Annotated in this window: 14 protein-coding genes; 5 read left to right on the top strand and 9 right to left on the bottom strand. The window is 48.6% G+C overall.

Annotated features, from left to right (window positions below; all coding sequences use genetic code 11):
- Window positions 1-24 precede the first annotated feature (24 nt).
- Window positions 25-1,194: a pyridoxal phosphate-dependent aminotransferase gene (locus CSUNSWCD_RS04340; RefSeq protein ID WP_009494446.1), complete on the top strand. Its 1,170-nt coding sequence runs from the start codon at window positions 25-27 to the stop codon at window positions 1,192-1,194.
- Between the two features lie 94 nt (window positions 1,195-1,288).
- On the opposite strand, the gene CSUNSWCD_RS04335 is transcribed toward CSUNSWCD_RS04340, so the two are convergent.
- From CSUNSWCD_RS04335 to flgH, 7 genes are all read right to left on the bottom strand, one after another.
- Entirely contained in the window at window positions 1,289-1,630 is a 342-nt protein-coding gene (locus tag CSUNSWCD_RS04335) for a hypothetical protein (RefSeq protein WP_034964323.1), read from the bottom strand.
- Window positions 1,631-1,780: 150 nt separating this feature from the next.
- Window positions 1,781-1,975, bottom strand: a complete 195-nt coding sequence (locus CSUNSWCD_RS04330) for a hypothetical protein (RefSeq protein WP_009494445.1) — start codon at window positions 1,973-1,975, stop codon at window positions 1,781-1,783.
- A gap of 13 nt (window positions 1,976-1,988) precedes the next feature.
- Window positions 1,989-2,309, bottom strand: coding sequence for a DUF2695 domain-containing protein (locus CSUNSWCD_RS04325; RefSeq protein WP_009494444.1), 321 nt, complete (start codon window positions 2,307-2,309; stop codon window positions 1,989-1,991).
- Window positions 2,310-2,363: 54 nt separating this feature from the next.
- Window positions 2,364-3,320, bottom strand: coding sequence for a UDP-3-O-(3-hydroxymyristoyl)glucosamine N-acyltransferase (lpxD, locus tag CSUNSWCD_RS04320; RefSeq protein WP_009494443.1), 957 nt, complete (start codon window positions 3,318-3,320; stop codon window positions 2,364-2,366).
- Window positions 3,320-3,781 (bottom strand): acetolactate synthase small subunit, encoded by a 462-nt coding sequence (gene ilvN, locus CSUNSWCD_RS04315; protein WP_167536550.1) that lies wholly within the window; start codon window positions 3,779-3,781, stop codon window positions 3,320-3,322. The genes lpxD and ilvN overlap by 1 nt, the downstream gene beginning before the upstream one ends.
- Window positions 3,782-3,789: 8 nt before the next feature.
- Window positions 3,790-5,490, bottom strand: coding sequence for an acetolactate synthase large subunit (locus tag CSUNSWCD_RS04310; RefSeq protein ID WP_009494441.1), 1,701 nt, complete (start codon window positions 5,488-5,490; stop codon window positions 3,790-3,792).
- 698 nt (window positions 5,491-6,188) lie between these two features.
- On the bottom strand, window positions 6,189-6,890 hold the full coding sequence (gene flgH / locus CSUNSWCD_RS04300) for a flagellar basal body L-ring protein FlgH (protein WP_009494439.1): 702 nt from the start codon (window positions 6,888-6,890) through the stop codon (window positions 6,189-6,191).
- 62 nt (window positions 6,891-6,952) lie between these two features.
- Here flgH and pta point away from each other — a divergent pair, with 62 nt between their 5' ends.
- From pta to CSUNSWCD_RS04280, 4 genes are all read left to right on the top strand, one after another.
- Entirely contained in the window at window positions 6,953-8,338 is a 1,386-nt protein-coding gene (gene pta / locus CSUNSWCD_RS04295; RefSeq protein ID WP_009494438.1) for a phosphate acetyltransferase, read from the top strand.
- Window positions 8,338-9,537: an acetate kinase gene (locus CSUNSWCD_RS04290; RefSeq protein WP_009494437.1), complete on the top strand. Its 1,200-nt coding sequence runs from the start codon at window positions 8,338-8,340 to the stop codon at window positions 9,535-9,537. The genes pta and CSUNSWCD_RS04290 overlap by 1 nt, the downstream gene beginning before the upstream one ends.
- 61 nt (window positions 9,538-9,598) lie before the next feature.
- The gene (locus CSUNSWCD_RS04285) at window positions 9,599-9,781 is read left to right on the top strand and encodes a hypothetical protein (protein WP_009494436.1); all 183 of its coding nucleotides are present in this window, start codon (window positions 9,599-9,601) and stop codon (window positions 9,779-9,781) included.
- A 209-nt stretch (window positions 9,782-9,990) separates the two neighbouring features.
- Entirely contained in the window at window positions 9,991-10,767 is a 777-nt protein-coding gene (locus CSUNSWCD_RS04280; RefSeq protein ID WP_244263910.1) for a DUF3137 domain-containing protein, read from the top strand.
- A gap of 141 nt (window positions 10,768-10,908) precedes the next feature.
- On the opposite strand, the gene CSUNSWCD_RS04275 is transcribed toward CSUNSWCD_RS04280, so the two are convergent.
- On the bottom strand, window positions 10,909-13,908 hold the full coding sequence (locus tag CSUNSWCD_RS04275; RefSeq protein ID WP_009494432.1) for a molybdopterin-dependent oxidoreductase: 3,000 nt from the start codon (window positions 13,906-13,908) through the stop codon (window positions 10,909-10,911).
- 10 nt (window positions 13,909-13,918) lie between these two features.
- Window positions 13,919-14,659 (bottom strand): sulfate reduction electron transfer complex DsrMKJOP subunit DsrO, encoded by a 741-nt coding sequence (gene dsrO / locus CSUNSWCD_RS04270; RefSeq protein ID WP_009494431.1) that lies wholly within the window; start codon window positions 14,657-14,659, stop codon window positions 13,919-13,921.
- Window positions 14,660-14,705 lie beyond the last annotated feature (46 nt).

Raw genomic sequence — 14,705 nt, 5'->3', positions numbered from 1 at the left:
TTAAATTTAGAAAAAGGAGTAAAAATGCTATCAAAAAGAGTTCAGGTGCTAGGCGAGAGCCTAACCATCGAAATCAGCACCAAGGCAAAAGAGATGAAGGCCCGCGGCGAGGACGTGATCAGTTTTGGCGCGGGCGAACCGGACTTCGACACGCCCGAGATCATCAAAAACGAAGTAAAAGCCGCCCTAGATAAAGGCTGCGGCAAATACACCGCCGTTGCCGGCACGCCAGAGGTTAGAGAGGCGGTTGCTGCAAAGCTAAAGCGCGACAACGGCCTAAACTATGCGCCAAATCAGATCATCACCAACGTCGGCGCGAAGCACTCTCTTTTTAACGTATTTCAGGCGCTAATCGACGAGGGCGACGAGGTTATCGTGCCAAGTCCCTACTGGGTGAGCTACCCGGAGATGGTCAAATTTAGCGGCGGTAAGCCCGTTTTTATCGAAACTAGCGAAAAAACAGGCTTTAAAATCACGCCCGAACAGCTAAAGGCGGCGATCACTCCTAGAACTAAAATTCTAACGCTAAACAGTCCTTGCAACCCGACGGGCGCGATATATAGCCGCAAAGAGCTGGAGGCGCTGGGCGAAGTGCTAAAAGGCACGAAAATCATCGTAGCTAGCGACGAAATGTACGAAAAGCTAAACTACGAGGGCGAATTTGTCGCGACTGCGGCCGTGAGCGAGGATATGTTTAATCGCACGATCACGATAAACGGCCTAAGCAAATGCGGCGCGATGCCGGGCTGGAGATTTGGCTACATGGCTAGCCCGTTTAAGGAGCTAAATGCTGCCGTAAACAAGCTACAAAGCCAAAGCACGAGCAACATAAACTCCCTAACGCAAGCTGGCGCCATCCCTGCGCTGCTGGGCAAAGCCGACGAAGATATCGCGTATATGAAGGGCGAGTTTAAAAAGCGCCGCGACCTAGGCGTTGAGATGATTAACGCTATACCGGGACTCAGTGTGCTTAAGCCTGACGGCGCGTTTTATCTTTTCATCAACTGCTCCGCGGTAGAGCCAGATAGCATGAAATTTTGTAAAGAGCTGCTAGAAAAGGCGAAAGTTGCCGTGGTGCCGGGCGTTGGCTTTGGTATGGACGGATACTTTAGGCTGTCTTTTGCGACCGATTTAGATAGTATCAAAAAAGGTATCGAGAGGATCGGCGAGTTTGTAAAAAGCTATAAAAGATAATTAAAATTTGACTCAAATTTGACGCGGCGAGTAAATTTGCGGCGTCAAATTTATGCTGTGCTAATGGATTAAAATTGGTTTTTTGCAAACAAATTCATAGTAGACCTTTTGAAAATAGGTACATATCCAAAATTTTTGCTTTTGTATATTGCAACTTTGAATCTTTTTCGCTACCGAATTCCTTTGTATAGATACTAACCGTATCAAAATCGACCTTGTTTGCATTGTAGAATTTGTTTAAAAATTCTAAGGACTCCTTGTATTTTTTGTTAAAATTCTTAGTTGTGTTAAGGGTATTAATATTAAACTTATCTCCATTGTATATGTTTTTTATACTTTGAGATACATATCTGTCGTATGCGGGGACTATTCCTAGTGTGCCTAGCATTATTTTACTAACTAGCACAAGGTGATTGTTATCAGCTTTAGGCGGCATAATACAATCCTTTATACCATTATAAATATCAACAATTCTATCTAAATTATTTTCGTAGTTATCTATGTCTATATCCCAATCTTGTTTGTCAAGGCTATTTATAAATTTAATAACTTTTTTATAGTGCGCAAGATTTGTTTGAAGTAAAAATTAACTACCGCGAAGCATACCCCAGCTAGCCAGGTAATAGCCCAACTGTAAACAATCTTTTTCTAAATCTATGCCAGAGTTTTGTTTCTTGTAAAAATAGTTGTAGCAAAAATCAAATGAATAATATCGGTGATGCGAGCTAGTTTTATTTTTTTCAAATTTATCTATTTGAATTTTTATATCATTTTGTTTCATGTCTGCAACTTCCTTATATTAATTTTTCGTCTAAATACTCAAATTTCTGCTCCACATTCGCCATCACTTCGCAGTCGCAGTATCCGCCCTGCTCTTCGAGCCACGCAAGCACGCTTAAAACGTCTTTTACATCCAAATTTGAGAGAATTTGTTCGGTGAGTTTTAGGCTGTGATCGCAGCCGTGCGCGTGAAGCTGGGCATCCAAAATCTCAAAAAGCTGTATAAATTTATCCTCGGACATAGGCAAATTTTGCCTAAATTCGGCTAGTTCTTTTTCTTTTATAGCTTTTAAAACTTCTTTTCTTTTGCTTTTTTCCATGGATTTTGCGTTCAAATTTACGCCTTTGATAGTCAAATTTGACGGCTATTATGCAAAGCCGTCAAATTTTTAGTTCTTTTTAAAAAACCTAGCGATCTTAGCTTGTAGTTTGAAAAAATCGGCCAGCTCCATTATCGGATATGCGCCCGCGTATTTCTTGCCGCCGGCGATATCTTTTGACACGCCGCCGCGCGCCGCTATCTGGGCAAAGTCGCCGACTTTTAAATGCCCCGCCGAGCCGCTTTGTCCGCCCATCACGACGTTACGTCCTAGTTTGGTTGAGCCTGCTAGCCCCACCTGCGAGACTAGTATCGAGCCGTAGCCTATCTCGCAGTTGTGGCCGATTTGCACGAGATTATCGATCTTGGCGTATGCTTTTACGACCGTACTTTCAAACACGCCGCGGTCTATCGTCGTGCACGCGCCGATCTCGACGAAATCCTCTAAAACGACGTTGCCGTTGTGGTAAATTTTCACGTGTTCGCCCGTTTTCGTGTGCGCGTAGCCAAAGCCGTCGCTGCCGATGACGGCGTTTGCGTTGATGCGGCAGCCGTTGCCGATAACAGTGTCGTTATAGATGACGACGTTTGGGTGGATGACGCAGTTTGCGCCGATTTTTACGTTGTCGCCGACGTACGCACCAGCCATCACGAGCGTGTTGTCGCCGATTACGGCGCCAGAGCCCACGTAAACGTTTGGCATTATCTTTGCGCTTGGCGAAATTTGCGCCGGCTGTGGCTGGGATGCTAGAAGCTCTTTTGCAAAATATTCGCTCAAAATGGCAAAGGCAAGGTGTGGGTTTTCTACCACTACCGCCCTGCTTTGCGCGCCGACAAGTTCTTTTAAATTTGACGCGACTAAAATCGCGCCCGCCTTTGAGCCCTCGATAAATTTAGCGTTTTTCTCGCTATCGCAGTAGCCAAGCTCGCTAGGCCCTGCGTTTGAGAGCGAATTTAGAGCCGTGATCTCTAGCTCCTCGCCGCTAAATTCCAGTCCTAAGATTTTATAAATTTCGCTTAGTTTCATCATAGATCCATTAGCACCGAGCCGCCGCGCACGACGTCTGTTGGGTTAAATTTTTTGATAGCTTTGAGGAAATTTTCTATCCTGCTCGCGTCGTCGCTAACCATGACGACGATATAGTTTTCGTTGGTGTTGGCTACGATTCCGTTGTAGGCCTTTAGTATCGCGTCTAGTCCGCCGAAATTTTCGCTAAGCGGGATTTTAACTAGCGCCATTTCTTTTTCTACGAATTCGCCGCTTTCGAAGACTTTGTAGGTCGGTATTAGCTTGTGTAGTTGCTTTACGATCTGCTCTAGCACGCGCTCGTCGCCGCTAGTGACGATGCTGATACGAGAAAGCTCGGTGCCCGGGATCGGTGCTACTGTGAGCGTGTCGATGTTGTATCCGCGCCCCGCAAAAAGCCCGGAAATGCGCGATAAAACGCCGTGCTCGTTTAGCACGATGACTGAAATCACTCTTCTTATGCTCATTTTTATTCCTTGCTTTTTAAGATCATGTTGTATATTGCCGCGCCAGCAGGAACCATCGGCAGTACGTCCTCAAATCTGTCCACGCGCACGTCTAGCACCGCCGTTTTGCCGCAGGCCATCGCCTCTTTTAGCGCGGAGCGAAACTCATCCTTCGTGCGGCACACGAAGCCCGTTCCGCCAAAGCCCTCTGCGATCTTTGCAAAATCAGGCTGCAAGCTAAGGTCGGTCGAAGAGTAGCGCTCGCCGTAGAAAAATGTCTGCCACTGGCGCACCATGCCTAGGAAATTGTTATTTAAGATGATGTTGATGACGGGTTTGCCGATCTCGGTGGCAGTCATCAGCTCTTGGATATTCATGAGGATTGAGCCGTCGCCGGTGAAATTTACAACCGTGCTTTCCGGCATCGCGTTTTTTGCTCCGATGGCCGCAGGCAAACCAAAGCCCATAGTTCCCTGTCCTCCGCTAGTTATCAGCTGGCGCGGCCTATCAAACGGATAAAACTGCGCGACCCACATCTGGTGCTGGCCGACGTCGGTGGCGATCACGGCGTCTTTGCCCGATTCTTTTAAAATTTTAGCCGTTTCGCACACGACCCACTGCGGTTTTATGATCTCGTCGCTGTCTTTGTAATCCAGCGGATTTAGCGCGTCGTATCTGGCCAATATCTCACGCCACACGGTCAAATTTTGCTCGTTTACGCTTACTTTTTCCAGCATCTCTTCTAGGACGCAGTTTAGATCGCCTACGATCGGGAAGTGCGCGTTTACGATCTTTGAGATCGAGCTAGGGTCTATATCGACATGGATGATTTTGGCGTGTTTGGCAAATTCGCTTAGCTTGCCCGTCACGCGGTCGTCAAACCGCACGCCAAGCGCGATGATTAGATCGGTTTCGCTCATCGCCATATTTGCCGCGTAGCTGCCGTGCATGCCGACCATCGAGAGTAGATTTTTATCCTCGTGAGTTAGGACGCCAAGCCCCATCAGCGTTTCGACCGCTGGGATGCCCGTCTTTGCGCTAAATTTACGCACGAGCTCGCTAGCGTTCGCCGCTACGACGCCGCCGCCTAGATAGAGCAGCGGGCGTTTGGCCTCGGCGATTACCTCGAGCGCCTTTTTGATCTGCTTTGCGTTGCCTTTGTAGGTCGGTTTATATGTCGGCATCTTTATCTCGGTCGGGTAATCAAAATCCCCAACGGCTGCGGTTATATCCTTTGGGATATCGACGTGAACGGGCCCCGGGCGTCCCGAACGAGCGATATAAAAGGCCTCTTTTAGGATGCGCGGCAGCTCCTCGATACTGCGCACGAGGTAGTTGTGCTTCACGCACGGGCGAGAGATGCCCACGGCGTCGATCTCCTGAAAGGCGTCCGTGCCGATAAGCGAGGTCGGAACCTGGCCGCTGATTAATATAAGCGGAATGCTATCCGAGTATGCGGTGGCTAGACCAGTGACCGCGTTTGTAAAGCCGGGGCCGCTCGTCACAAACGCCACTCCGACCTTGCCGCTAGCTCTGGCGTATCCGTCTGCTGCGTGCACGGCGGCTTGCTCGTGACGCGTCAAAACGTGCTTGAAATAACTCTGCTTGTACGTCTCGTCGTAGATGTTTAGCGCCGCGCCGCCCGGGTAACCAAAAACCGTCTCTACGCCCTCCTCGCGCAAGGCTTCCATCACCATGCGCGAGCCAGAAATGCCTTTTATCATCTGTATCGCCTTTTGATAAATTTGACCCCGATTATACAGCTTTAAGGTTTAAAAACGCGTAAAATCGAGCTTAGAATTTGGGCTCGGCTTTAAAAGGGCTTAAATTTGAGTAAATTTTGTGAGTGAAATTTAGAAGGATTCAAATTTGGATAGGCTATTAAATTTGACGCGCCGAGACCCGTACCTTTAAAATGCTAAAATTGGTTTTCAAATTTAATGATACACATTTTTTAGTTTTCTAAAATTTAAGCTTTTTCTTTTTTTGGGAGGCAGAAGGGGTTTCTACTTACGGTCTGCTTGCAGCTACGAGCGAAGCGAAGTAGAGCGTCGCCTTCCTTTGCGTCGTGCTACGCACTCGCAACTGCCGAAGGCAGACCCTCTCCCAAACCCTCTCCAACCCCACTGCACGTTAGAAGTTGCTGCACTGCGTGCAGGCCTAAATTTGGCGCTATCGCGCCGCAAAATTAAATTTGCATTTTCAGGTTGCGGGTCTCGGTGAGTAAAAATTTTAAGTTAAATTTGCAAATTTGACTTCAAATTTGAATAGAAAAAGATAAGGCGAAGTATTTTGAGATGATTTTTGGGGTTTTGAAGTTAAAATTTGACGAAGATAAGGCATGTAGCCTATCAAGTCAAATTTTAACAAAATCCGCAAAAAGCGCTCAAAAGACAAGCCATCTAGCTAAGCATAAAAAAGCTTAAAAAGGCCAGATCGCCTCCATAAGCTTCGTCCCCCACGGCTTCCTCGTCGCCCTATCCACGTCGCCTTCTGTTTTATACAGGATCTTGGCGTCGGCGATGTAGCGCGAGTCGATCTCGTTGGCGTTTGAGATGTCGTACGGGCGGATCACGCCGCTAAGCTGCATGATCTGCTTTTCGCCGTTTATGAGCAGTTCGCGCGAACCCTCGATAAAGTAGTTGCCGTTTTCTAGCACCTTGATGATGCGCGCTGAGATCGTAGTCGTAAAGGCCTCTGCGCGCACGCTAGATCCTGCACCCGTAAATTCGTTTTTCGTGCCCGCGCTAAAGCCGATATCGCTGGCTTTGTTTAGCTGAGTAGCCAGCGTCGATAGCGGCGCGGAGCCTGCGGTAAATATCCCTCCGCCAAGGCTTATCGTGCTGTTTTTACTCGTGTCGTGCTTGCCACTAGAGCTTTGGTTGGCGCGCTCGCTGATGACGACGGTTACGATGTCGTTTACGTTCATTGCCTTGCGGTCGGCAAAAAGCGGGTTGTCGCCGCGACCGAAAAGACTGCCCGCGTTTGGCTGGTTATTGACCTGCTTGGCAGGAAGCTGCTCAACGTAAACTGGCGGCTTCATATCTATGCGAGGATCGGCGCTAGGCAAACACCCGCTCAAAAACGCTGCTGCAAGGGCGCAAAAGTAAATATTTTTTCTCACGTTTTACCTTAAAGTGAAAATTTTACGATAAAATAAGCAAATCAAGTTCCAAAAGGAAAATTATGGCCGATTCTATCCTTGCGCTTGGCGCGAATTTTCAAGAAATTTACGAAATTATATCAGCAAAATTTAAAAATGTAGCCGTTTTTGACCCCATCAATGATTTTTACGGACTAGAAAATGCCCAGAAAGCCTTTGAAAACGGCAGCGAGCGTGAGTTTTTTAAAAGCGCGATAAATGAATTTGACCGCCTGGCCGAGAGCGCTGATTTCGTACTCGTTAAACCCGCAAAAAGCATCGCAAATATCGGCGAAATAGAGTTAAATTTACAGATCGCTAGAAATTTAAACGTTCCCGTTTTTTGCCGTGAAAATTTGAGCTTTTTTACGCGAAACTCAAAGCTGATCGTAAGCGGAAATTTGGATGAAATTTTAAATGCAAAGCAAGATATAATCACGCCTTTGCGCTTTGAAAATTCGCTCTTTAAACTCGCCGCAAAAGATAAAAAAACCGTCGTTTTGCCAGAAAGCGAAGATGAGCGGATATTAAGAGCGAGCGAATTTTTACTAAAAAGCGGCGCGGTAGATTTGATCCTTTTGGGCGACGAAAACGAGGTTAAATTTAAAGCGGAAAAGTTCGGGGTAAATTTAAGCGGCGCGAGGTTTATAAATTTAGAAAAAAACGAGCACGCAGATCGCCTAACCGCCGCGCTTTTTGAAGCCCGCAAAAGCAAGGGCGTAAGCCTAGAGCAAGCCCGCGAACTCATGCGAGACAGGACGTACTTTGCTACGATGATGGTACAAGAAGGACTAGCCCACGCCATGGTGAGCGGCGCAAACACGACCACGGCGCACACTATCCGCCCTGCGCTGCAAATCATCAAAACGCGCCCTGATAGCCCGCTAGTTTCAAGCTCGTTTATAATGTGCTTTGACGAGGATATCCTGATCTACGCCGACTGCGCAATAAATCCAAATCCGGATGCGCAGCAACTAGCGCAAATCGCTCTAGTCTCGGCTGATACGGCGCGCGCATTCGGACTAGAACCGCGAGTAGCGATGCTAAGCTACTCTAGCGGAGATAGCGGCAGCGGCGCTGATATAGACCTGGTTAGGAGTGCTGGCGAGATAGCGCGAGGTCTAGCTCCCGCCCTAAAAATCGAAGCTCCCGTGCAGTACGACGCGGCCATAGACCCGGCTGTAGCGCGCAAAAAACTGCCAAACAGCGACGTAGCAGGTTGCGCGAACGTTTTTGTATTTCCAAATTTAAACGCGGGCAACATCGGCTATAAAATCGCGCAAAGAAGCGCAAACTGCGTCGCCGTCGGACCGATCTTGCAAGGTCTAAAAAAACCGGTAAACGACCTAAGCCGCGGATGCGGCGTGGGAGATGTCGTAAATACGGTTCTAATCAGCGCGATACAAGCCGCAAATGAAGGAGAAAAATAGTGAAAATTTTGGTTTTAAACTCAGGTAGCTCGTCGGTTAAATTTCAGCTTTTTGATATGGCGGATAACCGCGTCATCGCTAGCGGCCTGGTCGAAAAGATCGGCGAAGCAAGCTCCTATGCCAAGCTAAAAGACGTTAGTGCGGATAAAATTTACGAGGAGCGCGCGCCGCTAAAAGACCACCACGAGGGGCTTGAGGCGATGAGGCGGCTGTTTGTTAGCTCAAATATCCTGCATGATTTTAGCGAACTAGACGGTATCGGGCACCGCATCGTGCACGGCGGCGAGAGCTTTAGTGACTCGGCTCTAGTCACCCCTGACGTCATCGCCAAAATCGAGCAAAACTCCGTGCTGGCACCCCTTCACAACCCGGGCCACCTAGCCGGCATCAAAAATGCAATGCATGAGAGTGGTAAAAAGGTGCCTCACGTCGTTGTTTTTGATACCGTATTTCATCAAACTATCCCCGAGTACGCCTACCGATATGCCCTGCCATTTGATCTTTGTAAGAGGCTACATATCCGCAGATACGGCTTTCACGGTACTTCGCACCACTACGTGACCAAAAAGGCCGCCGAACATCTAGGCGTGCCGTACGAGAAATTTAACGCCATCTCACTACATCTAGGCAACGGAGCCTCCGCCTGCGCCGTGCAAGGAGGCAAAAGCATCGATACTTCGATGGGCTTAAGTCCGCTAGAAGGCCTGATAATGGGCACTAGAAGCGGCGATATGGATCCTGCGGTGCTTACATATCTTTTAAATTTAGGCGAGCTAACGGCCGAGGGCATAGACGCATTTTTAAACAAAAAAAGCGGACTGCTAGGCATCTGCGGCTCAAACGACATGCGCGAAGTGGTCGTCAAGATGCAAGGCGGCGATGAGCGCGCGCATTTAGCATTTGAGATGTTTTGCTACCGTATCAAAAAGTATATCGGCGCGTATTACGCGGTTTTGGGCCGAGTGGATGCGGTCGTTTTTACAGGCGGTATCGGCGAAAACGCCCCGTATAGCCGCGAGAAAATCTGTAACGACCTAACGCATATGGGCATCAAGATCGATCACGAGCTAAATTTTGCCGCAAGCGGCGGTATACGAGATCTAAGCGCCCCTGACGCGGCGGTAAAAACTCTTGTCGTGCCTACTAACGAGGAGCTAGAAATCGCGCTAGAAACAAAAAGGGTGATAGAAAATCTCTAAATTTGAGCTTCTGTCTGTGTGGCCTGCGCGGAGTAGTAAGCTTGCGGCAGGTCGCTTTGATTTGGCGAGCTTTTCGATCTACAAATTTGACGAGTCGCTTCCGGGGCTGTCAAATTTGACTCCAAATTTACGCTCAAAAACGGCGACAAATTTCAAAATTTACGCTGAGTCAAATTTGACTCCAAAAACCTCAAATTTAAAAAATCATCACTCAAATTTACCCGACCGATTTACTTTATTTTAAGCCGCACTCGGTCAAAATTTACGTAAATTTTAATCAAAAGCGAGCAAATGACCCTTTCGCAAGCGTTTATATTAACCAAAAACAAACAAAAAGAGTGCCGAGCTGCGGCGGCGGGATAGCCCGGTTTTATCGCCTTTTGCGTCGGCATTTTTGCTCTATTTTTTGCGGCGCTTAAGATTTTTGATCTAGGCGGCGAGGCGGCTTTGGTTTTGCTTATATTGTTTTTTGGCTTGCTATTTTGGGTGCCTGCAAAGCTAAAAAGCATAGGCAAAGCCCAGGATGAGTACAACGAATTTTATAAAGAAGTTTTCGTACCCGCGCTCATTGGTGAGATCGACGAGAGCTTTACGTATAGCGCATATGGCGGCATCTCGCAGAGCGAATTTTACGCGGCAGGGATTTATAGGCCCAGCACGTTTTACAGCGAAGATAGCGTGCGCGGCGCATATAAAGGCGTCAAATTTAACCTGTGCGAGGTGATCAATCACGAGCGCGAATATCCGCGCGTAAATAACAAATACGTCGCCGCCTTCGTCCTGCTAAAGTATGCGTTTGATAAGTATTTGGACTTTAAAGGTAGCGTGCTATTTTGCGAGTTTAATAAGAAATTTCACGGAAAAACGGTCGCCGTGAGTAAGGATTTTAACACTAAATTTCTAGGCGACAAAGAGCTGCTCGACGACGTCAAATTTAATGAAAATTTTAGAGTTTTTACGACCGACAAGGTGGAGGCGAGGTATCTGCTTACGCCTGCGTTTATGGGCAAGCTAAATATACTAAAAGCCTACAAAAACACGCTAAAATCGCCCAGCGTGGCCTTTATGGATAATAAATTTTACCTATTTTGCTTTAGCAGGAGAAATTTTTTTGAGGGGCGGCTTTTTGATAAACTAGACATCGCCGAGGCTCGCCGCGAGCAAAAATACGTCAGGCAGATGCTTAGCGTCATCGACGAGCTAAATTTGAGCTTAGATATTTATCGGTAAATTTGACTCAAATTTGCGCGGACTACCTTAAAAATACTGCAAATTTGACGCCGTCCGCGATAAATTTACGCTACTTTAAATTTACCGCCCAAGCGTCAAATTTGACGGCGACCCAGCTAAGCCAGGGCCGCCGCGTTAAATTTAGCCGATTTTACGGATATTTGCAGGTAGCGCCTGTCTAGCGCAGGTACCCACTAGCCAGTCGTTTAGGCTAAATTTGCCCTTTCGTTTCGGATCTAGTAGGCCTAGTTTGTTGTGATTTACGCCCTTTTCCGCGCTTCCTAGCCAAAAGGCCGGTTTGCCGTCGATAAAATGCACCCTGGCGCCAAACTCGTCGTGTCCAAAACCGTGCTCGAGGCTGATGACGCCGCTAGCGACGCCGTTTGTTACGAAAGCCTCGCCCGTTTGCGAGCCGTACGGAGTCGTGATCTTGACCTTGTCGCCCGTCTTGATACCATGCTCGCTTGCGATATCCTCGGCGATTCTTACGAAATTTTTCGGATGTATGGCGCGTAGCTTTGGACTAACGATCGTGTAGTAGTGCTGGATGTTTGACTTGCGTGAGCTTACGAGGTATTTCCACTCTGATTTTGGGAAAAATTTTTCCAGCGGAGTGCCGTCGCTAGCGACCGCAAGGGCTAGAGTCGGAGTGCCTGGCATGTACTCGCCCGTGATAGAGTGTCTGTGTCCGCCAAGTGGCTCGTAGTAGATCGCAGCAGGCGTGGCGGCGGGTACTTTTACTGTGGTTTTATCGCCCTTATACGCGCTTTCGTAGCTGTCAAATCTACCGCCCTTTGCCAGTACGTGCGCGACTTTTGCTTTTTCGTCGTCTTTTAAAAACGGCTCTAGCTTTTTCATGGTTTTTGAAATTTTACTTAGCTTTAGATCCTCTTTGCTGATATCTTTTACGCCCTCTCCGTCAAAGGCCAAATTTGCTAGCGCCGCGGCGTAATACTGCTCTTTCGTATCCAGATCCATCGGCTTTCCGTCTTTGTCCTTAAAGGCGCCTTTGCCAAATCCTTTGAGCCCGAGCCTTTTTGCTACCGCGATGTAAAAGGCCTCTACGTCGATCACCGTGCCATCTGCGGCGCGGTCTTGCTTGGCGGCGACGGCCGGGTAGCGCACGACCGAGGTTTTAGCGATCGTACCCCAAAGCGAGTTTGGCAGCGCCCAGTTTTCGAGATTTACTCCGTCTGGTACGATGTAGTCGGCGTAGGCGTTGGTCTCGTTCATAAAGGCGTCGATACTGATGAAAAGCGGTAAATTTTTGCTATCTTTTAGTGCGTCAAGCACCGCGACCTCGAGCCCTGCCTGCCCGTAGACGACGTTTGTCATGTAGTTTATAAACGCTTTTACCTTGTACGGATAGCCTGCGGCGTGGCTAGTTAGCGTTTCATTTACTAGCGGCATCGAGATAGGATACCACGGCTGCTGCGCCGGATAGCCGCTACCGCCTGCCGCGACTTTACGCTTAAACTCCGAGCTCGTTTCGTAATACTTGCCCGAGCGGGATAAATTTAGTCCGTTTGGCTTGTATGCGCCCTCGAAACTCTCTAGATCGTACCTACCTTTTAAAAACTCGTGAGTGCCCGCGCTTGCATTTACGCTGCCGCCCTTGTAGCCGTATGTGCCCATTAGCGTATTTAAGCAAAATATCGCGTACGTGCTCATGGCTGCTTGCGTGTGCATCATGCCGCCGTGGACGTTGGTGCTGACCTGCCTACCGTTTTTGGTGAAATTTTCGCACAGCCAGAGGATATCCTCCACGCTCACGCCGCAAATTTTAGAGTACTCTTTTAGGCTGTGTTTGTAGGCGGACTCTTTTAGCAGCTGCATCGAGCTTTTGACCTCGACTTTTTTGCCGTTAAGTAAAATTTTGCCTTTATAGTAGAGCTTAGCCGGCTCGTTTATCTTGTGGCTTTGGATTTTGCCGCTTTGCGAGCAGACCTGCCATTCGTCGCCAACTAGTGCAAATTTGCCGTAGTCTGGGTGGCCTTTTTGCGTGATGACTAGGTGGGTGGCGTTGCACCAGTGTATTTCGCCCGCTAGCTTTGCTTGCTCTAAATTTGGCTGCATTAGGTAGTTTACTGCGTATTTTTCGTTTTCTATGATCCAGCGTATCATCGCCATAGCAAGCGCAGTATCGGTACCCGGTTTTATACCGATCCAGCGGCCTTTATCGGAGGCGGCAAATTTGACGGCGTTTGTTAGCGTCGGATCTACCACCGCATAGCTGAAGTCATCGTTTGTACTTCTTGCGTGGGCGACCATTTTGGCTTGTTTTTGAAACGGATTTCCGCCGTTTGCCGGCGATGTGCCCCAGTAGATGGTAAATTTGGAGTTTTCGTAGTCGGGTTTGGTGTGAGCAAAGCCCTTTGCGTTGTGCGCGATCTTGCCGCCGACTCTAAAGCCGCCGCCGCAGATACCGCCGTGGGAGTAGTGATTTATGGTGCCGAAGGATTTTTTGATAAAGCGATCGACGATATCCGAGCGTCCGTCGTAGAGATAAAAGCTCAAAAGCTGGTTGCGTTTGGTGCCGTATTCGGGATTTGCCTCGTCGATGAGCTCGTCTGAGAGTATAGCCCTAAGCCCGTCCACGTGCCCCTCGCCGAAAAGATCCCCGCCCTCGACGACCTCTTCGATGAGCTGCTCGAAGCTGATCTTTTTCCACTTGCCCTCGCCTCTTTTGCCTACTCGCTTTAGCGGCGACAAAATCCTAATAGGCGAAGCTATCATCTCCGGTAGCGCCGCGCCCCTAGCGCATACCGTGGCGCGCCTCTCGTCCTCGCCACTAGCCGTGGTGGCTAGTAATGCGTCGTTTATCGAGGTCTCAAAGCTCGCCCAGTGCACGTTTGATAGCGGATGGTATGGGTTGCCCGTGCATCTTAGCACGCGGTCTGCTTTTTCGTCCACATGCAGCCTTAGCCCGCACTTTGCCACGCAGCCGTGACACATAGAAAATACCACGCTATGGCCGTCGTTTATCGAAATTTTGCCGTCTTTTACGCTAAATTCGGGCTGAAGCGAGCTGCCTTGCGGCTTATAGTCGTCTTTTATTTTTCCCGCGTCGTCCGCTACCGCAGCGGTCGCGCCTACGGCCGAGATCATCGCCGCGTTTTTTAGAAATTCTCGTCTTTGCATTATTTTCCCCTTACAGCGCGATCTCTTCGCTCCAGCTGATCGCTTGTTTGTAGCCTTTTTTAGCCGCCAGTTCCTTATCGTTCTTAGCCAAAATTTCGCTCACGCCGTAGTAAAAAACCTGCGGATGCGTATTTTTCGGACTATCTAGCACCATCGTCTCGTGAGCGGCTAAAAATTTTCTGATATTTGAGTTTTCGTCGTTTAGATCGCCTATTATGCGGCTACCGCCCACGCAGGTCTCTACACACGCAGGTAGCAATCCCTCGCGCAGTCTGTGATCGCAAAATGTGCATTTATCGACTTTGTAGGTCTGCATGCTTAGGTATCTGGCGTGATACGGACAGGCCTCGGCACAAAGCGCGCAGCCGATACACTCGGCGCTATCTACTTTTACGATACCGTTGCTTCTTTGGTAGCTCGCGCCCGTCGGACAAACGTCGATACAGGCTGGATTTTCGCAGTGATTACAAAGGCGCGGCAGCGAGGCGATAACGGCGCGGTTGCCGTCTTTGTCGCTAGCTTCGTACTCCGAAACGATCGTCCTAAAGGCGCCTGCTTGGACGTTGTTTTCCATAGCGCAGTTCATCGTGCACGACTGGCAGCCGACGCAGCGCGTGAGGTCGATGACCATGCCGTAGCGCTGACCTTTGGTTTTTTCAAAAGTATTCGGAGCGGCCCTAAGTGCGGTCGCCGCTATAAAAACACCAGCCGCAGCGATAAAGCTACGACGCGAACCTAGCGTTGATTGCATTTTTTCTCCTTTGAATCAAAATGGTTTCGTAACTTTATCATAACTT

Source organism: Campylobacter showae CSUNSWCD (assembly GCF_000313615.1).
Taxonomy (GTDB): Bacteria; Campylobacterota; Campylobacteria; order Campylobacterales; family Campylobacteraceae; genus Campylobacter_A; species Campylobacter_A showae_A.
The sequence above is the reverse complement of the archived record's forward strand: the minus strand, read 5'-3'. Positions and strand labels throughout refer to the sequence as shown.

Bases quoted from the DNA above. Each gene is read 5' to 3' on its own strand.
- dsrO (WP_009494431.1), bottom strand. From the start codon at position 14,659: ATGCAATCAACGCTAGGTTCGCGTCGTAGCTTTATCGCTGCGGCTGGT.
- lpxD (WP_009494443.1), bottom strand. From the start codon at position 3,320: ATGAAACTAAGCGAAATTTATAAAATCTTAGGACTGGAATTTAGCGGC.
- CSUNSWCD_RS04275 (WP_009494432.1), bottom strand. From the start codon at position 13,908: ATGCAAAGACGAGAATTTCTAAAAAACGCGGCGATGATCTCGGCCGTA.
- CSUNSWCD_RS04330 (WP_009494445.1), bottom strand. From the start codon at position 1,975: ATGAAACAAAATGATATAAAAATTCAAATAGATAAATTTGAAAAAAAT.
- CSUNSWCD_RS04335 (WP_034964323.1), bottom strand. From the start codon at position 1,630: ATGCCGCCTAAAGCTGATAACAATCACCTTGTGCTAGTTAGTAAAATA.
- CSUNSWCD_RS04340 (WP_009494446.1), top strand. From the start codon at position 25: ATGCTATCAAAAAGAGTTCAGGTGCTAGGCGAGAGCCTAACCATCGAA.
- pta (WP_009494438.1), top strand. From the start codon at position 6,953: ATGGCCGATTCTATCCTTGCGCTTGGCGCGAATTTTCAAGAAATTTAC.
- CSUNSWCD_RS04310 (WP_009494441.1), bottom strand. From the start codon at position 5,490: ATGATAAAAGGCATTTCTGGCTCGCGCATGGTGATGGAAGCCTTGCGC.